The organism is Chitinophaga sp. CC14 (assembly GCF_048957795.1).
Lineage (GTDB): Bacteria > Bacteroidota > Bacteroidia > Chitinophagales > Chitinophagaceae > Chitinophaga > Chitinophaga ginsengisegetis.
Genome location: NZ_JARBFY010000003.1, coordinates 1,871,499 through 1,891,835 on the forward strand (window position 1 = coordinate 1,871,499; position 20,337 = coordinate 1,891,835).

20 protein-coding genes are annotated in these 20,337 nt (G+C 47.3%); 7 read left to right on the forward strand and 13 right to left on the reverse strand.

Translation table 11 applies throughout. The features are described from left to right. Window positions 1-78 precede the first annotated feature (78 nt). The 8 genes from PV783_RS17675 to PV783_RS17710 are packed head-to-tail and all read right to left on the reverse strand — an operon-like array spanning window position 79 to window position 6,626. Window positions 79-390, reverse strand: coding sequence for a DUF59 domain-containing protein (locus tag PV783_RS17675; protein ID WP_079467727.1), 312 nt, complete (start codon window positions 388-390; stop codon window positions 79-81). Then, a complete protein-coding gene (locus PV783_RS17680) occupies window positions 387-815 on the reverse strand; it encodes a SufE family protein (RefSeq protein WP_079467726.1) in 429 nt (142 codons plus the stop codon). Before PV783_RS17680 ends, PV783_RS17675 begins: the two co-directional genes overlap by 4 nt. A 10-nt stretch (window positions 816-825) precedes the next feature. Continuing rightward, a complete protein-coding gene (locus tag PV783_RS17685) occupies window positions 826-2,073 on the reverse strand; it encodes an aminotransferase class V-fold PLP-dependent enzyme (protein WP_420988999.1) in 1,248 nt (415 codons plus the stop codon). A gap of 7 nt (window positions 2,074-2,080) precedes the next feature. Continuing rightward, entirely contained in the window at window positions 2,081-3,400 is a 1,320-nt protein-coding gene (sufD, locus tag PV783_RS17690; protein ID WP_420989000.1) for a Fe-S cluster assembly protein SufD, read from the reverse strand. Window positions 3,401-3,408: 8 nt separating this feature from the next. Beyond that, window positions 3,409-4,173, reverse strand: coding sequence for a Fe-S cluster assembly ATPase SufC (gene sufC, locus PV783_RS17695; protein WP_079467723.1), 765 nt, complete (start codon window positions 4,171-4,173; stop codon window positions 3,409-3,411). A 42-nt stretch (window positions 4,174-4,215) separates the two neighbouring features. Then, a complete protein-coding gene (gene sufB, locus PV783_RS17700) occupies window positions 4,216-5,661 on the reverse strand; it encodes a Fe-S cluster assembly protein SufB (protein ID WP_079467722.1) in 1,446 nt (481 codons plus the stop codon). Between the two features lie 13 nt (window positions 5,662-5,674). Then, window positions 5,675-6,001 carry a HesB/IscA family protein gene (locus tag PV783_RS17705; RefSeq protein ID WP_079467721.1) on the reverse strand — a complete coding sequence of 109 codons (327 nt, stop codon included), beginning with the start codon at window positions 5,999-6,001 and terminating at the stop codon, window positions 5,675-5,677. A gap of 55 nt (window positions 6,002-6,056) precedes the next feature. Beyond that, a complete protein-coding gene (locus tag PV783_RS17710) occupies window positions 6,057-6,626 on the reverse strand; it encodes an NADPH-dependent FMN reductase (protein ID WP_079467720.1) in 570 nt (189 codons plus the stop codon). Window positions 6,627-6,764: 138 nt separating this feature from the next. Between PV783_RS17710 and PV783_RS17715 the strand changes: the two genes are divergently transcribed. Continuing rightward, complete coding sequence (locus PV783_RS17715; protein ID WP_079467719.1) at window positions 6,765-7,406, forward strand: helix-turn-helix transcriptional regulator; 642 nt, start codon at window positions 6,765-6,767, stop codon at window positions 7,404-7,406. Between the two features lie 47 nt (window positions 7,407-7,453). Here the strand turns inward: PV783_RS17715 and PV783_RS17720 are convergent, their stop codons facing one another. The 3 genes from PV783_RS17720 to PV783_RS17730 form a co-directional block, all read right to left on the reverse strand. Next, entirely contained in the window at window positions 7,454-7,870 is a 417-nt protein-coding gene (locus PV783_RS17720) for an EamA family transporter (protein ID WP_079467718.1), read from the reverse strand. 61 nt (window positions 7,871-7,931) lie between these two features. Further along, window positions 7,932-8,426, reverse strand: coding sequence for a GNAT family N-acetyltransferase (locus tag PV783_RS17725; RefSeq protein WP_420989001.1), 495 nt, complete (start codon window positions 8,424-8,426; stop codon window positions 7,932-7,934). Window positions 8,427-8,438: 12 nt separating this feature from the next. Further along, the gene (locus PV783_RS17730) at window positions 8,439-8,993 is read right to left on the reverse strand and encodes a GNAT family N-acetyltransferase (protein ID WP_079467716.1); all 555 of its coding nucleotides are present in this window, start codon (window positions 8,991-8,993) and stop codon (window positions 8,439-8,441) included. A gap of 143 nt (window positions 8,994-9,136) precedes the next feature. On the opposite strand from PV783_RS17730, the gene PV783_RS17735 reads away from it, so the two are divergent. From PV783_RS17735 to PV783_RS17755, 5 genes are all read left to right on the forward strand, one after another. Continuing rightward, on the forward strand, window positions 9,137-9,817 hold the full coding sequence (locus PV783_RS17735; RefSeq protein ID WP_079467715.1) for a response regulator transcription factor: 681 nt from the start codon (window positions 9,137-9,139) through the stop codon (window positions 9,815-9,817). A 4-nt stretch (window positions 9,818-9,821) separates the two neighbouring features. Further along, window positions 9,822-11,192, forward strand: coding sequence for an ATP-binding protein (locus PV783_RS17740; protein ID WP_420989002.1), 1,371 nt, complete (start codon window positions 9,822-9,824; stop codon window positions 11,190-11,192). A 71-nt stretch (window positions 11,193-11,263) separates the two neighbouring features. Then, the gene (locus PV783_RS17745; RefSeq protein WP_336388858.1) at window positions 11,264-12,538 is read left to right on the forward strand and encodes a TolC family protein; all 1,275 of its coding nucleotides are present in this window, start codon (window positions 11,264-11,266) and stop codon (window positions 12,536-12,538) included. Window positions 12,539-12,552: 14 nt separating this feature from the next. Next, entirely contained in the window at window positions 12,553-13,662 is a 1,110-nt protein-coding gene (locus PV783_RS17750) for an efflux RND transporter periplasmic adaptor subunit (RefSeq protein WP_420989003.1), read from the forward strand. 11 nt (window positions 13,663-13,673) lie between these two features. Next, entirely contained in the window at window positions 13,674-16,799 is a 3,126-nt protein-coding gene (locus PV783_RS17755; protein ID WP_420989004.1) for an efflux RND transporter permease subunit, read from the forward strand. 78 nt (window positions 16,800-16,877) lie between these two features. Here PV783_RS17755 and PV783_RS17760 read toward each other — a convergent pair whose 3' ends face one another. Then, window positions 16,878-17,975: an AI-2E family transporter gene (locus PV783_RS17760; protein ID WP_420989005.1), complete on the reverse strand. Its 1,098-nt coding sequence runs from the start codon at window positions 17,973-17,975 to the stop codon at window positions 16,878-16,880. A gap of 141 nt (window positions 17,976-18,116) precedes the next feature. Here PV783_RS17760 and PV783_RS17765 point away from each other — a divergent pair, with 141 nt between their 5' ends. Continuing rightward, window positions 18,117-19,202, forward strand: a complete 1,086-nt coding sequence (locus PV783_RS17765; protein WP_420989006.1) for a family 20 glycosylhydrolase — start codon at window positions 18,117-18,119, stop codon at window positions 19,200-19,202. 44 nt (window positions 19,203-19,246) lie between these two features. Here PV783_RS17765 and PV783_RS17770 read toward each other — a convergent pair whose 3' ends face one another. After that, a complete protein-coding gene (locus PV783_RS17770) occupies window positions 19,247-20,167 on the reverse strand; it encodes a helix-turn-helix transcriptional regulator (RefSeq protein ID WP_420989007.1) in 921 nt (306 codons plus the stop codon). Between the last annotated feature and the right edge of the window lie 170 nt (window positions 20,168-20,337).

A 20,337-nucleotide genomic window follows, 5' to 3' on the forward strand; every position in this document is an offset into this window, starting at 1 on the left:
AAAATAAAAAACCAAATATCAGATAACACTACGCAGTGTATTTGATATTTGGTTTTAGTATGTAAGTATTGTGATTTTTTACAGAAAGCCGAGTTCCAGCTTTGCTTCTTCGCTCATCATGTCTTTTGTCCAGGGTGGATCAAAAGTAAGGTGAACATCTACATCAGAAACGCCTTCTATATTTCTTATTTTTTCATCTACTTCCCGGATAATATCGCCGGCTACGGGGCAGCCGGGGGCGGTAAGGGTCATATCGATACCGATCCTGTTATTCTCCTTGATCTTTACTTCGTATACCAGTCCAAGTTCCCATATGTTCACCGGGATTTCCGGGTCGAATACGGTTTTGAGCTGTGCTTCTATCTGTTCTCTTAATGTTGCTTCACTCATTGCTGGTTAATTTTAGCCTGGTAGGCGATGGCGTACAGCTTCATTTGTTTGAGCATACTCAGTAACCCGTTGGAGCGGGTAGGTGAGAGGTGGCTGCTCAGGCCGATGGCATCGATAAAATAAATTTCTGCTGCGGCAATTTCCTGTGGTGTATGACCGGAAAGTACATAAATCATCAGGCTAACAAGCCCTTTGGTGATTACGGCATCGCTGTCGCCGGTAAAGAACAATTTGCCGTCTTTCAGCTCTGTATGCAGCCACACGCGCGACTGGCAGCCTTTGATGAGATTGTCCGGCGTTTTAAATTCTTCTGAGATGAGTGGTAATTCCTTACCCAGCTGGATGATATATTCGTATTTATCTTCCCAGCTGCCCATCACCGAAAAATCGGATATTATTTCTTCCTGTATTTCCTGAATCGTCATATTCGCCTGTTTACAAAAGCATGGCGCTGGCTCTTTTTATGCCGGCTACCAGTTTGTCTATTTCTTCTTTGGTATTATAGAAAGAAAGGGATGCACGCACGGTACCGGGGATTTTAAAGATATCCATCAGTGGTTCGGTGCAATGGTGTCCTGTTCTTACGGCGATGCCTTGCTGATCCAGCAGTTCACCCATATCAAACGGGTGGATGTTGTGTACCAGGAAGGAGATAGCGCCGCTTCTTTCTGCTGCGTCTCCGATAAAACGGATACCATCGATCTGTCGTAGTTCCTGCATGGCATATTCCATCAGCTCTTCTTCCCATTGCTGGATTTTGGAGATCCCGGTTTGCTGCAGGTATTGGATAGCCGCGCCCAGTGCGATGCCACCGGCAATGTTAGGGGTACCGGCTTCAAATTTATACGGCAGTTCGTTGTATGTTGTTTTTTCGAAAGTGACGGTTTTGATCATATCGCCGCCACCCTGGTAGGGAGGCAGTTTATTGAGCCATTCCTTTTTGCCATAGAGTACACCGGTTCCGGTGGGACCATAAATTTTATGACCGGAGAAAGCGAGGAAATCAACGTCGAGGGCCTGTACATCAATACTGATATGCTGGATCGCCTGAGCGGCATCGAGCAGTACCGGTATATTGCGTGCATGCGCCAGCGTTATAATATCCTGCACCGGGTTGATGGTGCCCATTGTATTGGAAACGTAGGTAACGGCTACTATTTTCACGGAGTCATCCAGCATGGCTTCGTATGCATCCATCCGGAGTTCGCCGCGGTCGTTGATAGGAATTACCTTGAGTATGGCGCCGGTTTCTTCGCAGGCTATCTGCCAGGGCACTATATTACTATGGTGTTCCATGGCGGAAATGATAACGCTGTCGCCTGGTTTGAGGAAGCGGCGGCTCATGGTATTGGCTACCAGGTTGATGCCGGCGGTGGTACCTGCGGTGAAGATCACTTCATGCGGGTCGGCGGCATTGATATAACCTGCAATGGTGATGCGGGCTTTTTCGTATGCGTTGGTAGCTACCTGGCTCAGGTGATGTACACCCCGGTGCACATTGCTGTTATATTCTTCGTAATAGCGGGCTTCCGTGTCTATTACAACCTGTGGTTTCTGCGTGGTAGCTCCGTTGTCGAAGTATACCAGCGGTTTACCATGTACCTGTTGCTGCAGGATAGGAAAATCCTTTCTGATCTGCTTTACGTCCAGGCCGTCGGTTACTATGTTAGCAATATGTTCCATTGTAAAATTAGTTATTCATGATCTCCGCAATCTGCGTCTGCAGGAAATGTTGCAGGGCAGGCACCTTCACTGCATCTGTGATGTCGTGGGAGAAGGCGTTTACCATCAGTGCTTTTGCCGCATCTTCGCCTATACCGCGTGAGCGGAGGTAGAACATGGACTCTTCACTGAACTGACCGGCAGTAAAACCGTGGCTGCACTTTACGTCGTCGGCATAAATTTCCAGCTGAGGCTGGGAGTTGATGTCCGCTTTGGTACCGAGCAGGAGGTTATTGTTCTGCTGGAAAGCATTTGTTTTCTGTGCTTCCTGGTGTACAAGGATCTTGCCGGTAAATACGCCGTTGGCGTTATCGAGCAGTACGCCTTTGTACAGTTCGTTGCTGTTGCAATCGGGCATGATGTGATCCATAAAGGTATGGTTATCTACATGCTGGTGTTTGCTGGCAATATATAAACCGTTCAGATTAGTTTCGGTATGACTGCCATTCAGGGCCACGCTCAGGTTGTTACGGGTGAACGGGGTGTTTGGCAGGGTGAAATTAAAATGGTGATAACGGCTGTCTTTGTGTTGCTGTGCAGCGGTGGTATGTACTTCGCGGAAGCTTTCGGCGCCCTGTTGTACATTATAGTGCCACAGTTCTGCATTTTCCAGTACCACGGTTTCCAGTACACTGTTCGCAAAAGCGATGGTGGCGGTTTCCGGGTGTACGGAAGTTTCGATGATAGTAGCGGCCGCGTTTCTGTTCAGGATCCACAGGTGGCGTGGCTGAATGAAGGCGTGCGCTGTACAGGAGTAAACGTTTACTACATGTATTGGTTTATCGAGCACGGTATTGGCAGCCAGTTCAAGATACAGGCCATCTGCGAAGAGGGCTGTATTCAGCTGTGCCAATGATTCTGCGGCCAGGTGGTGCTGTTCGTTGAAATAAGTAACAAAGCCTGGTGCGGTAGTATGGGTGCTCATGGCGCCAACGGTAATACCTTTACCTTGCGGCAGGGTAGACTGATCCGCCTGCAGGTGGCCATTTACCAGCACAATGCGGTAGCAGTCCAGTTCAGGAATAGCGGTGCTGTTTACTACTGCTTCTGAAACAGGGGAAGCGGTGGTGAGCAGTTCATAAGGAAACTCTTTCAGGTAGCGCTGAATATTCGTGTAGCGCCATGCTTCCGTTTTCAGCGTAGGCAAGCCTATTGCAGAGAAACGCTCCAGCGCCTTGCGGCGGATGTCCTGCAGCGTATCCGTAGCGAGGGCCGGAACCTGTGCCGATAGTGCATTTACATCTTCTGTTAACGCCTGGTAAAATGGCAATATCATATCGCTTGTCATAGTTCTTTTTATACAGATTCTTTCAAATGTAATTCCTCTTTCAGCCAGTCGTATCCTCTTTCTTCGAGTTCCAGTGCCAGTTCTTTGGTACCGGTTTTAATGATACGGCCGTTGTATAATACATGCACAAAGTCAGGTATGATATACTCCAGCAGGCGTTGATAGTGAGTAATCACTACGAAAGATTTTTCTGCATCGCGTAATTTGTTTACACCATTTGAAACAATACGCAGTGCATCGATATCCAGTCCGGAATCTGTTTCATCCAGTATGGCCAGCTGTGGATCCAGCATAGCGAGTTGGAAAATTTCGTTACGTTTCTTTTCGCCACCGCTGAATCCTTCGTTGAGGGAACGGTTCATCAGGTTGGAGTGGAAGTCAACCAGTTGTTGTTTTTCTTTGGTCAGCTTCAGGAATTCCCTGGCTTCGAGGGCCGGGAGACCTTTATACGCCCTGATTTCGTTCAGTGCGGTTTTGAGGAAGTTGAGGTTAGAAACACCTGGAATTTCTACGGGGTATTGAAAAGCGAGGAAAACACCTTCGCGGGCGCGTTCTTCCGGAGCCATATCCAGCAGATTTTTGCCGTTGAACCAAACTTCACCTTCGGTGACAGTGTAGTTATCCCGTCCCGCCAGAACAGAAGCCAATGAGCTTTTGCCGGAACCGTTAGGTCCCATGATGGCGTGCATTTCTCCTTTGTTTATTTCGAGATTAATGCCTTTCAGAATTTTTTTCCCTTCTACTTCTGCGTGCAGATTTTTAATCGTCAGCATGATTGTTTTATTTCGTTCTGTATGTATTAATTGGATAATGAGTTATCCAACGCTTCCTTCAAGTGTAATAGATAATAATTTTTGTGCTTCCACTGCAAACTCCATTGGGAGCTGGTTCAGTACTTCCTTCACATAACCGTTTACGATCAGGGCTACTGCTTTTTCGCTGTCGATGCCACGCTGGTTCAGGTAGAAGATCTGGTCTTCACCGATTTTCGAAGTGGTGGCTTCGTGTTCGATCATGGCAGTTTTGTTTCTTGATTCGATATACGGGAACGTGTGTGAGCCGCATTGGTTACCGATGAGCAGGGAATCGCACTGGGTGAAATTACGTGCATTGTCGGCACGTGGCCCAACGGATACCAGGCCGCGGTAGCTGTTGTCACCTCTGCCGGCAGAAATACCTTTGGAGATGATACGGCTTTTGGTGCCTTTACCGATGTGGTGGATTTTGGTACCGGTATCAGCGATCTGTTTGTTACGGACTACTGCTACGGAGTAAAATTCACCTTCGGAGTGGTCGCCCTGCAGGATTACGCTGGGATATTTCCAGGTAATAGCGGAGCCGGTTTCTACCTGTGTCCAGGAGATCTTGCTGGCAGCGCCTTTGCAGATACCTCTTTTGGTAACGAAGTTATAGATACCGCCTTTACCGTCTTTATCGCCGGGATACCAGTTTTGTACGGTAGAGTATTTTATTTCCGCCTGTTCGAGCGCTATCAGTTCCACTACTGCTGCGTGCAGTTGATTTTCATCACGCATAGGAGCGGTACAGCCTTCGAGGTAGCTTACGTAGCTGTTATCGTCTGCAATGATCAGGGTACGTTCAAATTGTCCGGTGTTCTGTGCATTGATACGGAAGTAAGTGCTCAGTTCCATCGGGCAGCGTACGCCTTTGGGAATGTATACGAAGGAGCCGTCGGAAAATACAGCGGCGTTGAGTGCTGCGAAGATGTTGTCAGTATGTGGAACCACGCTGCCCAGGTATTTCTTTACCAGGTCGGGGTGTTCCTGTACTGCTTCACCGAAAGAGCAGAAGATCACGCCCATTTCTTTCAGTTTTCCTTTGAAAGTGGTGGCTACGGAAACGCTGTCGAAAACGGCATCTACGGCTACACCGGTAAGGGCTTTCTGTTCATTCAGGGGAATACCCAGTTTTGCGAAGGTAGCCAGCAGTTCCGGATCTACTTCATCCAGGCTGTTGAGCTGTTTTTTCTTACGGGGGGCGGCATAGTAGGAAAGTGCCTGCAGATCGAGCTTAGGCATTTCAAAGTGCTGCCATTTCGGGAATTCCATTTTCTTAAACGCGGCAAATCCCTTCAGGCGCCATTCCAGCAACCATTCGGGCTCATTCTTCTTCGCCGAAATAAAACGGATGATATCTTCATTCAGCCCCGGAGGAGCTATATCCATTTCAATATCGGTGCTAAAGCCAAACTCGTACTCCTTATTGGCTATATCATCAATTATTTCGTTACTGTTGATCATACAAGTTTAATATTTAAACCGCAAAGCTTTCGCCGCAGCTACACGTTCTGGTTGCATTTGGATTATTAAAGTAGAGGCCTTTTCCGTTGAGTCCATCAGAATAGTCCAGTTCTGTACCATACAGGTACAGGAGGCTTTTCATTTGTACCACTACTTTTACGCCTTTATCTTCAAAAACCTGGTCGCCTTCTTCTTCAGTTGCTTCAAATTTCATCACATATTCAAGACCTGAGCAACCACCACCTTTTACGCCTACACGCACAAAGGTGCCCGGCGCATGATGTTCTTTTTCCATCAGCGCTTTGATATATTCTCCTGCTTTTTCTGAAACGGTTATCATACTCAGAATTTGTTTTAATTAGCTATTTACCGGTTTCCCGGCCTTCCTTATCTGTTTATCCTTCAATACCAGCCACTACATGCGATTTAGCCGCACACAGTAACTGCACCATCGTATCCAGTTTATTTTTATAGAACTCAGTGAACCCGCGGGTTTCCGGGTCATACAGGTTGTCTTTCAAAATAGGCAGGGAATATGGTAAAACCCATGCCCTTAGTGCCTTTGCCACTGCGTCCATCGCATTTATACCCTGCATGGCCTGGGTGCCGTCCGCCCAGGACAGCAAAGCTACAACCTTTCCTGTTAAATAAGGACGCTGGTTCTTGCTTGTCATTTCGAGCCAGTCCAGGCAATTTTTCATGGCGCCTGTCATGCTGCCATGATATAAAGGAGTCATCCAGATATGCAGATCCGCCTTGCAAAAAGCTTTGCACATGGCGTCTACTGCGGGTGGTTTTGTTCCTGCTTCCGCCTGGGAGAAAAAGGGGATTTGGGCGTTACCCAGACTGAAGATCTCCGGGGAAAATCCTTTCTCTTTTAACTGTTCCGTCAGATACACCGCCAGCTGGTTGGCTGTGGCATAAGGACGATCATCTATTGCACCATTAAATATCAGGACGTTCATTAATATTTAACTTTTAGAGATTTAAATGATTATGAGATTAAATTTTGATGAAGGATCTCATAAACTCACCAAAATCCCAAAATCTTTTTTTTAGCTTTCACAAAAATACCGATATTTGAGAATAAAACAAGTAAGAACTTGGAAAATTATCCAATACGAACCAAGAATGCTGCCGAACGGTTTTTGACGTTGCTCAAGACCCGGGGACCGCTGTCTGCAGCAGAATTGGCCAATGAATTGGGTATTACCGGAGAGGGCGCCAGGCTTCAACTGCTCAAACTGGCAGAAGAAGGATTGGTGCAATCGGAAAGTGCTTCCAAGGGCGTAGGACGGCCTGTTTTAATATGGAGCCTTACCCCCCTGGGTAATGCCCGTTTTCCCGACACACATACCGAACTCACCCTTCAGCTGATCCAGACCATTAAGAATGTGCTGGGTAAGGAAGCGCTCGATAACGTAGTGAACGCCCGGGAGAAAAGCCAGCTGGAAAAATACAGCAGTGCCCTGGAAGGGGTTAACGGTATTGAAAACCGGCTTACCTCGTTTGCGGCCATCCGTTCCGGGGAAGGCTACCTGGCTGAATGGAAAAAAGAAGGCGATACCTATTATTTTATAGAGAATCACTGTCCCATTTGCTGTGCCGCCACAGAATGTGATAATATCTGTACTTCCGAGATGAGGACGTTTGTCAGCATACTCGGAGAAAAAATGAATGTGTCGCGGATGGAACACATTATCAACGGCGCCCGCCGTTGTGTGTACAAAATAGAAGCGGAGTAAATGCCGCGGAGGTTGTCTTTCCCAGGATTACGCTGATTTTTTTGATTTTATTTTAAGATGAGCACCAATGTACCGGCTATAATGAGTCCGGCGCCGATGGCTGTTTTCCAGGTGAGCGCTTCATGCAGGAAAATGGCTGACAGGATTATGGTGAGCGCTACACTGAGCTTGTCCACCGGTGCTACCTGTGATACTTTGCCGATTTGGAGTGCCTTGAAATAAAAGATCCACGAACAGCCGGTAGCAATGCCGGATAATACGAGGAAGAGCAGTCCGTGTTTTGATACGGCGCCGAAACTTTTATATTCCCCTCTTGCAAATACAATGGCCCAGGCCAGCACCAATATCACGATAGTTCTGATGGCTGTGGCCAGATTGGAAGGAATATCCGCTACCCCGATTTTGGCGAGGATAGCGGTTAGTGCCGCGAAGAAAGCGGATAGCAATGCATAAAACCACCACATATTTTTCCTGATTTACGGTCCGAAATTATCCCCGAAAACTGAAGGAATGTTGTAGCCGGGGTCAGATCTTTCTTCCTAAAATTTTCAAACTTCTTTCCACACCATCCAGCACCGCAATTTCCGGCAGGTGCGCCCATTCTTCAAAACCCATATTCATAAACAGTTTCAGACTGGGTTCGTTGTGTGCAAAGATGAAACCCAGCAGGGTTTGTACACCAAATTCCGGCGCTACGGTAATGGCATGTTGCAGTATTTTTTTGCCTAATCCTTTGCCACGGGCGGTTTCATCAAGGTAGATACTTACTTCCACGGTACCGTTATAGGCGGGGCGGCCGTAAAAAGACTGAAAGCTCAGCCAGCCTACATTGCTGCCGTTATCGTCTATCATCCACAACGGACGGTGCGTGCTGTTGTGCGCATGAAACCAGGGCAGCCGGCTTTCAACGGTAACAGGTGCCGTATCGGCGGTCACCATCCGGCCGGCGATAGTAGTGTTATAAATTTCAACGATCCGTGGCAGGTCGGCTTCTGTAGCATGCCGGAATTGTAAGCTCATGGTATATAATAATTAGAAAATAGATTCCCGTGTATGTTCGTGTCTTAAAAGACTGTAGAGTTCTGCGTTTACAAATTTTCCTTTTTCAAAGAAGGCATCTCTTAAAAAACCTTCATACCGGAATCCCAGTCTGCTTAACAATTTGGAAGACGCCTGGTTTTCCGGGTCCACAAAGGCTTCAATGCGGTTGAACTGTAATTCCTCATAGCCATAAGTGAGCATGGCGCTGATGGCTTCTTTCATCACGCCTTTGCCCCAGTAAACCGGTTGCAGGTCGTACCCGATTTCCGCTTTGAAATGTGTTTTGTTGATTTTGTGATATCCGCAGGTGCCTATCAGTTCGTCCTTTCCGGCCAGTGTGATGGCCCATCGCATGCCTTCTTCCTTTTCCAGGCTTTGGCGGAAGAACTGTATAATATGTGTGGCTTCACTGATATTGGAAAAAGAATCAATGTCCATATATTTTGTGACCGCATCATCTGAAAAATGTCTGAAGAGGGCGGCGGTATCCTTATCTTCTATGGGTCTCAGCACCAGGTCGCCGGTACTTAAAACGGGTAAATGCATGATACGGTTGCCGGTTTAGGTTGGAGCAAAGCTAACAGATATTGCGAAATTGTCCATAGGAACCTCGATTTTAATCCCGCTTTAATGCCCGCCCGGGTAAACAATCCTACTTTTGCAGGGGTTATTGCTTATAATTTTTTGATATGAAAATACTGGTTATAGAAGATGAAGTTAAAGTGGGCGCTTTCATCAAACGCGGGCTGGAAGAGCATCACCACCAGGTGGATGTGCATACAAATGGAATTGCCGGTCAGCAGGCTGCCCTGGAACAGGATTACGATCTTATTTTACTGGACCTGATGTTGCCGGGTATAAACGGAACGGCTGTATGTAAAAATCTGCGCGCACTGGAAATCAGTGTACCTATATTAATGCTCACAGCGTTAAATGCCACGCAGGATATTGTAGAAGGACTCAATGCCGGCGCCGACGACTATCTCGCCAAGCCTTTTCATTTTTCCGAGCTGATAGCCCGTATCAATGCGTTGTCGAGAAGAAAAAGTCATTTCCACCAGGAGCAGGCGGTGCTTACGTTTGCGGACCTTCAGCTGAATACCCATACCAAAACTGCCAGCCGCGAAGGACAGGAAATTGTGCTCACTGCCAAGGAATATGCGTTGCTGGAACTGCTGCTCCGCAATACGGGCAAGGTGCTTTCCCGCGCGCTCATCTCTGAAGCCGTATGGGGCCTGGAGTTTGACACGGGCACCAACACCATTGATGTATACGTTAATTATCTCCGGAATAAAATTGAAAAAGGCTTTACCGGCGAAAAGCTGATCCACACCGTAGTTGGAATGGGTTATGTGATGAAACAGAAATAAGCTTATGAAGATCCGGCACCGGCTATCACTGCAGTTTACCCTGATTTCGGGTATTATCCTTACGGTTGTTTTCGTACTGATATACCTGTTATCTGCCCAATACATCCAGAACAGTTTTTATAAGCTGTTGCAGATGCGTGCATTGGTAACGGCGCAGGTGTACCTGGAAAAGGACGAGCTGACGAAGAAGAAATTCCTCGAAATAGAGAAGAGCTACCGGGAACGGATACCCGATGAATTCAGTAATATTTATGATCAGCATAACCAGGCAGTGTTCATTGAAAAAACAAGGTACAACTGGCCGGTGTCGCTGCTGGAAACCATCCGTCACAGGGAAGTGTACCGCTTCCGTTTCCAGGAAGAGTCGGGATTGGGGATCTATTATCCCGATAACCAGGGCGACTTTGTAGTGATTGTAACCGCGCGTAATACAGCTGGTATCCAGCAGCTGCAGTATCTTTTATGGATACTGATCGTGATGTTTTTTGCAGCATTGCTGATCACTTTCCTGATGGGGCAGTGGTATGCCAGCAGGGCGCTGGAGCCCATCAAAAGCATTAACCGGCAGGTGCAGAAGATCCGCTCCAACAACCTGCACATGCGGGTGCAGCAGGGATTGAATAAAGATGAAATAGATGAACTGGCCACTAATTTTAATGGTCTTTTGCAACACCTGGAACAGGCTTTTGATATGCAGCGTTCTTTTGTGTCCAATGCTTCTCATGAGCTGCGTACACCATTAACCACTATTATCGGGGAGATAGAAGTCACGCTGCAGAACAGCCGGAGCCGGGAAGAATATGTACAAACGCTGGGTACTTTGCTCGGTGAGTCGGAGAAGCTGAAGATCATTACGGATGGGCTGTTGCAGCTTACAAGAGTAGATGCCAATTTAACGGAAGCCAACAGTGAATTGATCCGGCTGGATGAATTATTGTGGGAACTGGCAGAGTACTGGCGTCATAAATCACCACCGCTGCAGCTGCATGTACAACTCAGCGGCCTTCCGGAAGATGCTGCCCTGCTTTGTATCCGCGGCAACCGTTCGCTGATGACGCTGGCGTTGCAGAACATCATCCGCAATGCGTTTAAATTTTCGTATAACCGTGACGTTAGTGCCCGGCTTTCCTATAGCGACAGCGGTATTACTTTGTCTGTAAGCGACCGTGGCATTGGTATAGCGGCAACTGATACCGAAAAGATCTTTATGCCGCTGTACCGCGCGGATAATGCGCATCCTTTTGATGGATATGGTATTGGCTTATCTATGACACAAAAGATCCTGCAGCTGCATAAGGCTACCATCACGGTAAGCAGTGTGTTAGGCCAGGGAACCACGTTTAATATTTTCTTTACTCCCGCCGGAAAATTCTAACCCGGTTTTAACTTCATTCTAATAAGCTGCTAATAGACGCTTACCATCTTTGTGCAACGAAAAAAAGTTGTATGATCAATAGATTAGCAGGGCTTGTACTGTTTGCCACTGTGTTCCGTATTACAGCATCAGCGCAGGTTACAGATACACTGACACTAACATTGCCACAGGCGGAGCAGCAATTCCTGCAAAGAAATATTCCTTTACTTACACAGCGTTACAGCATTGATTCGGCCAAAGCAGGCGTAATCACCGCAAAGCTGTACGATAATCCGCAGGTGACTTTTGAGAATGTATTGTATAACCATACCACCCGGAAATGGTTCGACTTTTCTTACGCCGGACAGAACAGCCTGCAGGCGGAGCAGCTGTTTAAACTGGCCGGCAAGCGCAACAAGGCGGTGAAGCTGGCCCAGAGCGGGGTTAAGATGAGTGAGTACCAGTTCTACGACCTGCTGCGTACCCTCCGGTTTTCTCTTCATGATAATTTTTATGATCTCTATTACAAGGAGCAGTCGCTGGAAACATTTGCCAGCCAGATTACTTTTTTACAAACGGTAGTGAGTGTGTTTACCGCTCAACAGGCGCAAGGGAATATTGCGCCGAAGGAAATTGTGCGCATCAAATCTATGTTGTACGATCTGCAACATGATCATTTGCAGTTGCAGCAGGAGATCCGGGAAACACAGTCCGATCTGGCATTGCTGATGAGAGTGCCGCCGGGTACGGTGATCCGGCCGGTGTTGCCGGAAGGCGTTGGCGATAAACCGATGGCATTGGAATACAGCTTTCAATCATTGCTGGATACTGCGCGGGTAAACCGCTACGATCTGAAGATAGCGCAGGAAACGGTGAACTATAATCACCTGAACGTGCGTCTTCAGAAGTCGATGGCCGTACCCGACCTGCAGCTGGGCGTTTCCTATGATAAGCAGGGCAACTTTGAGCGTAACTATAACGGGTTGAGTGTATCGATGCCATTGCCTTTTTTTAACAGGAACCAGGGGAATATTAAAACCGCGCAGGCGGCGCTGGAGAGCAGCAAACTACAGCTGGAGGGGCAGGAAGATGAGCTGGCGCATGAAGTGATGAATAGCTTGCAGCAGGCATTACAAACAGAAAAGCTGGTGCGGGAATTTGATCCCGGTTTTGAAAATGAATACACCACGATGATGAATGAGGTAGAGAAAAATTTCCGGCTTCACAATATCGGGTTACTTGAATTCATAGATCTGTATGATGCCTACCGGAACAACGTACTCAAAATGAACGAGCTGAAATACGACCGCTTACATGCACTGGAGTCGCTCAATTACACCACCGGCACACCTGTTTTTCATCCCTGATAAATTTTCTTTACATGCAATATTTAGTAAAACGGTATATACCTGCAATTGTTATCATTATATCCCTTAGTGGTATCATCACCGGCTGCGGCAGCAAAGTGACGCCTGAAGAGCCGCGTTCATGGTCACTTTCAGACTCACTGCTCCGCACGCTGGTAGTTGATACCGCTACTGCACGACCGGTTGAAAATGAGCTGCTGCTTACCGGGAAAATCACCGAGAATGAAGATAAAACCGCGCGCATTTTCCCGATGGTGAGTGGCATTGTAACTGCCGTAAAAGTTCATTCCGGCGATTTTGTACAAAAGGGCCAGGTGCTGGCTATTATTAAAAGCCCGGAGATGGCGGGGTTTACAGCCGATCAGCGTATATCCGTTAATGATATGCAAACCGCCAAAAGGAATATGGAAGTGGCGGCATCTTTTTATAAAAGCGGGTTGAATTCCCAGCGCGAATATGAAGAAGCAAAGAGTACCTATGATAAGGCTGTAGCCGCCTATAATAAATCGCAGGCTATCCTGGATATCAATGGCGGCGGGCATCGTACGGATTATGCCGTGAAAGCGCCGGTACCCGGATTTGTGATCAGCAAGCGCGCCGCCGAAAGCATGCAGTGGCGGCCGGATAACACGGATCCTATTTTTGTGGTGGCCGATCTCAATGAAGTATGGGCGATGATCAACATTTTTGAATCGGACATCGCCGGTATCCGGGAAGGGGATAAAGTGGAGATGAGCACTTTATCTTATCCGGATAAAATTTTCTATGGTACTATCGACAAGATCTACAATATACTGGACCCCGAAAATAAAGTGATGAAAGCAAGGGTGGTAGTGAAAAACCCGGGTTTCCTGCTAAAGCCGGAGATGTTTGTGCGTGTGAAAGCCAATCGTCGTTCCGATAGTAATACCGTAAGCATTCCATCAAGGGGGATCATTTTTGACCACGACAAATACTACGTGCTGGTACGTTCCAATGCGAAATGCGGCGTGACTGTAAAAGAGGTGAAGATCGATAAAACCAGCGATGGGCGGGCCTATGTAAGTGCAGGCCTGCAAGAGGGCGACCGGGTGATAGCTTCCCGGCAGGTATTCATTTATGAAACGCTGAAGGATCAGCAGTAAAGGCCATCACTATGAACAGATTTATTAAGCGCGTACTTGCTTTTTCTTTAAGCAATAAATACTTCATTTTTTTTGCCACCGGTATATTGGCTATTGCCGGCTATATCAGCTTTAAGCAGATCGGGGTAGATGCGTTCCCGGATGTAACCAATACTTCCGTGACTATCATCACTCAATGGCAGGGCAGGAGCGCAGAAGAAGTGGAGAAGTTTGTAACAAGACCGATAGAGATTGCCATGAACCGGGCGCAAAAGAAAACGTATATCCGTTCTTCTTCCCTGTTCGGCCTCTCCGTGGTGAAAGTGATTTTTGACGACGGCGTGGATGATACTTTTGCGCGGCAACAGATCAATAATAATATTACATCGGCTTCGCTGCCGGATGGCGTGGATCCTGAAATAGAGCCGCCATATGGCCCTACCGGGGAAATTTACCGGTATACGCTTCAGAGCAGCAAGCTGTCTGTAGCCGAGCTGAAAACGTTGCAGGACTGGGTAATTGAGCGGAACCTCTTATCAGTGCCCGGTGTGGCGGATATTGTAAGTTTTGGGGGAGAAGTGAAAATTTACCAGGTAACCATTGATCCCGATAAAGCGGTGCAGTATGATATTACGGCACAGGAGATGTACCAGGCATTGTCTAAAAGTAATGTCAACGTAGGAGGCGATGTGATTGTAAAAAATGCGCAGGCATATGTAGTGAGAGGGATCGGGATACTCAATAACACGGAAGAAATCAAGAACATCATTGTAGACCATATCAACGGTACACCCATACTGGTAAAGGATGTAGCCGATGTAAGCATATCGGCGCTGCCGAGGCTGGGGCAGGTGGGGCGCGACCAGGATTATGATGTAGTGGAAGGCATCGTGGTGATGCGGAAAGGAGAGAACCCTGCGGAAGTGATAAAAGCGCTGAAGCAAAAGATAACGGAGCTGAATACACGTATTTTGCCCGATGATGTAAAGATAAAGCCCTTTTATAACCGGGAAGACCTGATCGATTTTTCCACGCATACCGTGTTGCACAACATGCTGGAGGGGATCATTTTTGTAACGGTGATTGTGTTCCTGTTTATGGCCGACTGGCGAACTACGGTGATTGTATCTGTGGTGATTCCGCTGGCGTTGTTGTTTGCGTTTATTTGTTTGCGGATAAAAGGGATGAGCGCTAACCTGTTGTCGATGGGGGCGATCGACTTCGGGATCATCATTGACGGGGCCGTGGTGATGATGGAAGGAATTTTTGTGGTGCTGGACAGGAAGGCGCATAGTGTGGGGATGGAGCGGTTTAATAAACTGAGCAAGGCGGGGTTGATCCGGAAAGCCTGCCTGGAGAACGGGAAGGGGATCTTTTTTGCAAAGCTGATCATCATCACGGGGTTGCTGCCCATCTTTACTTTTGAAAAAGTAGAGGGGAAGATGTTTTCCCCGCTTGCCTGGACACTGGGTTTTGCTTTACTGGGGGCGTTGATCCTTACGTTTACACTGGTGCCCGCGCTGGCGGGTGTATTGCTCCGGAAGAATGTAAAGGAGAAGCATAATGTTTTCCTGGCGTTTATTAACCGTATCACGCTCCGCATCTTTAATTACTGTTTCCGTCACCGGCGTGTAGCCTTTACCGTGTCGCTGGCCGTACTGGCGTTTGGGTTATATTGTTTCCGTTTTTTAGGAACGGAATTCCTGCCACAGCTTAATGAGGGCGCCATTTACATCAGGGCCACCGGACCGTTGAGCACATCGCTGGAAGAGTCGGTGAAGGTAGCCAATGATATCAGGCGGAAGCTGCTCACCTTTCCGGAAGTGAAGCAGGTGATGTCTCAAACGGGGCGGCCCAATGATGGTACAGATGCTACGGGGTTTTATAATATTGAATTTCACGTAGACATTTACCCGCAAAGTGAGTGGAAGAGCGGGGTATCGAAGGCCCGGTTGATAGAGCAGATGAATGGAAAGCTGGCGGGTATTCCAGGTATTACCCTGAATTTTTCCCAGCCAATCATGGATAATGTAGAGGAAGCGGTTTCCGGTGTAAAGGGCTCTATTGTAGTGAAGTTATTCGGAGATGATTTTAAGCTGATAGAAGACAAAGAAGAATCGATAGAGAAGATCCTGAAAGGAGTGCACGGTATTGAGGACCTGGGGATACTGCGTAATATTGGTCAGCCGGAATTACGCATCAACCTGAACCAGCAAAAGATGGCGTTGTACGGGGTTACCACAGAAGATGCCAACTCCGTGATAGAGATGGCGATTGGCGGAAAGGCTGCTACCCGGATTTATGAGGGGGAGAAGAGCTTTGATCTTCGTATACGCTACCCCGAGAGTTTCCGGGAAAGCGAGGTATCGATAGGGAATCTAACCATACCGACTATACGGGGAAATAAGATTCCGTTGAAAGAAATTGCGGAGATTGACCATATAGTGGGCCCTAGTATGATCTATCATGATAAACATATGCGTTACGGCGCCATAAAATTTTCGGTACGGGGCCGGGATCTGGGCAGCACTATTGCGGAGGCGCAGCAGAAGGTGGGTGAGCAGATCACTTTGCCAAAGGGTTACTCGCTGGAGTGGGCCGGTGATTTTGAGAACCAGCAACGGGCTACCAAACGGCTGATGCAGGTAGTACCTATCAGTTTGTTGCTGATTTTCCTGATCCTGTTTATACTTTTCGGAAAGGTGAAAGATGCCTTGCTGGTATTGAACAATGTGCCGTTTGCGATTATCGGTGGGATCTTTTCGCTGTGGCTTACCGGTATGAACTTCAGTATATCCGCGGGTATTGGTTTTATCGCGTTGTTTGGGATCTGTGTACAGAATGGTGTGATCCTGCTGTCGAAGTTCAAAACGAATGTGCGGACTATGCACCGCGGAGGTGATTTCAGCCTGGCGGCGGCCATTCACGATGGGGTGGAGTCGAGGATACGCCCGGTGATTATGACCGCCATGATGGCGGCGATCGGGTTGTTGCCTGCGGCCACCAGTATGGGAATTGGTTCGGAAACCGCGCGACCGCTGGCGCGTGTGGTGATAGGCGGTTTGATCACAGATACCTTCTTTAATCTTTTTATATTCCCGGTTGTGTTTTACTGGGTATATAAGAACAGGTTGAAGAAAGATCCGTTATTATCATAGCAATTGGTTGTTGATTTATAGTGAGAAGTTGCTCCGGTATTTCCGGGGCAACTTTTTTTATATTGAACAGTCTTTTTTTTATGACTTTGCTTCGTCAATTTTCGTTTTTCTGATCTTCTTTACTTTCGGTTTGGCTTCATCGCCAAGCAAAATAGCCCAGGGGCTCATCTCTTCTATATTCTGACAAATAATTTTAATAATAGCGATGGTCGGAATAGCGAGGAACATACCAGGGATGCCCCATAACATATTCCCAAGCACCACACCGATAATGGTGACCAATGCGTTGATCTTTACTTTGGAACCCACAATGCTGGGGAAAAGCACGTTGCTGTCGAGTACGTGGATGAGGAACAGGGCAACACCTGCCTGTAATGCCTGTATAGGCGTACCCGTAGCCAGTGTTACCAGGATAATGAGAATCGCTGCCGTTAAGATCCCTACATAAGGAATGATATTAAAGATGGCGGCCATTACGCCCAGCAGGATAGCATATTTAATACCCAGGATAAAGAACAGCACAGTGTTAAGAATAGCTACAATGACCATTTCTATCATCAGTCCGCCTACATAGCTTTTAATAATGGTGCGTGTGCTGGCGATTACGGTGAGTAATTTCTCGCGGTGTTGTTCCTGGAAGATCTTTATCAGGAAAGATACCAGCAACCTGCGGTAGAAGAGGATAAAGAAAGCATACAGGAATACAAATACCACGAACACAAGCAGGGAGGAAAGCGACAGGAATGTTTGGCTGATAAAGCTGGTGGCAGTTCCGAGCGTGCCCATCATGGCTTTTTCCACATAGCTCATTTGTGTGCTGGAGTTGATATGAAATTTGGTGTTGATCCAATCCTGGGTGGAATCGATCACCAGCGTGAGTTTTTGTTCCAGTTGCGGGAAGTCGGAGATAAAGGCTTCCATTTGTTTGGCGAGGAGGAGCATCAGCAGCAGGATGCCGATGATAAACAGTAACACCGCTATGATGGCCGCAAGCCCCCGCGGGAGACGCCATTTTTCCAGCTGGTGAACAACCGGCAGCAGCATGATGGCGATAAGCATGGCAAACATCAACGGAACAATAATACCGCTGCCAACATGGGCTATATATATAATGAGAATGATCGAAAACAGGGTAAAAGTGAGACGGGCAGTAAACGGTAGTTTGATCTCGTTCATAGAGGTAGTGCTTTTATCAAAGATATTAAAAATCAAAGTGTATAACATTAGAATGCTCATTATACATTTGTTCCGGTGAAAAGGTTGCAGTTGCGCACTGCTTTTATTATTTTACGACATGCCTGTAAAAATTTAAGCGTTATGAAAAAACTGTTTGCCCTTTTACTGCTCGTTTGCGGCAGTAGCTCCCTTTCCTTTGCAAATCCCCTGCCGGCCGATACTTTGCCTGTTCGTGGTTTTTGTATAGCTGCGCCCAGAGCGGAAGGACTGGCCCCATTCCTGAAATTTATTGACACAGAGCTGGCGCCGCGGCATATCAACACATTGGTGCTGCGTGTTGATTTTAATTACCAGTTTAAGTCGCACCCGGAACTGCGTGATGCCGGCGGCTTAACTGAACAACAGGTAAAGCAGCTGGTGCAAACCTGCCGTAAGCATAACATCCGGCTGATTCCGCAGATTAACCTGCTGGGTCATCAGTCGTGGGCTGGTACTACCAGCAACCTGCTGAAGGTATATCCTGATTTTGATGAAACGCCCTGGGTAAAGATGCCGGCGAACTATGTATGGCCAAATGCAGATGGTTTGTATTGCAAGAGTTATTGCCCGTTACATCCGGGTGTACATAAGATTGTATTTGAGTTGGTGGATGAGATCTGTGATGTATTTGAGAGTACCGCCTTTCATGCAGGCATGGATGAAGTGTTTTATATCGGGGAAGATAAATGTCCGCGTTGCGGCGGCCGCGACAAAGCCGAATTATTTGCCGGGGAGGTATGGACAATCCGGAATCACCTGGCGCAGAAGGGGCGTGAGCTGTGGATGTGGGGCGACAGGTTACTGGATGGCAAGCTGACGGGGTTAGGCGCCTGGGAGGCGAGCATGAACAATACGCACCGTGCGGTGGACCTGGTTCCAAAAGATGTGGTTATCTGCGACTGGCATTACGAGCGGCCGGATAAAACGCCGGTGTACCTGGCAATGAAAGGACTGTCGGTGATCACATGTCCGTGGAGGATGCCGGCCAACGCAAAGCTGCAGCTGAAAGACATGTATGATTACCGGGCCAGTGCCACTAAGGAGATGAAACCGCGTTTCCAGGGAATGATGCAAACGGTTTGGTCGGATGCAGCGGGGTTCCTGGATGAGTTTTACGGAACGGGCAAGCCGCAGAAAGATACGGTGAATACGAGCGCCAATTGCTTCCGGGCTGTATTTACCAAATAAAAAAGGAACAAACGGAATGATCAGGAGATCATTCCGTTTTCTTTTTAATAATGTTTTTTGAGCAGCGGGATAAATATTTCAGAGTATGTTGGTCCGTCCAGCGAGATGAAGAAGTGGTTCCCGCTCATTTTGAATACGCCTTCCTTACAGTTCATACTGATAAAATTATACATCGGCATGCCTGCAGTGGCAAAGTCCATTGGCACCGGCAGTTTGAGGTAGTTGCCGCCTGCTATCCGTTTGGTAGCGAGATAAGAGTGGTTTTTCTGCAACTGGATATGCGCGCCTATAGCAGATGTTGGAATCAGCAATCCGGCGAACATCGATAGTTTTTCATAGTTGGTTACCGGCACAGCATCGAGGGTGCCTGTAATGATCCTGCTTTGCGGCAGATCGTATAATGTCTGCATCTTTTTAAACAGGTTATGATAGGTATTCATGCGGGCGATCATTTCTGCGATCGGGTCCTGGCCGCGTGAAATGAAGGAGTAGTACAGGATACTATCCGGCATTCTGAGTTTTTCGCAGCGGTCGTAATTGAACAGTTCCTGGAATGCATCATTTCCTATTGCTGCTGTGATGGTTTTAGTGATCTGCAGCGTTCTGTTTTCATTGGGCAGGATAATGATGCGGCGGAAATCTTTCGGACTTTCTTTAAAATGTAGTTTAAATGCTTTGCTGAAAGCTGCTGTAGTGGCATATCCGCAATACTCGCTGATTTCGCCGATATTATAGCCACTGTGCCGGAGCAGGCCGGCGCCAAGTTCCAGGCGGTGACGTTTAACATAGTGCCAGAATGGTTCTCCCATGTAATTCACAAAGTTGTGATAGAAGTAGGAGTAGGAAATACCGAGGCGTTCTGCCACATCTCTGATATTAAAGGGATCACTGACATGATCATCTGCATAAGATAACCCTTGTAAAGCAAAATTTTCAAGTTGTTCTTTGGTCAGAAGGGCGGCCATACAATATGAGGGATTTAGTTGATTTTCATTGGATCCGGTACATGCTGATTTACGTCCTTGATAAGAAGATCACTACATGAACATTATCCCTAATTTAATTTTTTTTATGATCACCGGAGAAGTAAATTTTTGGATCATTTTATATGATTGATTTTCAATATGATATGTTT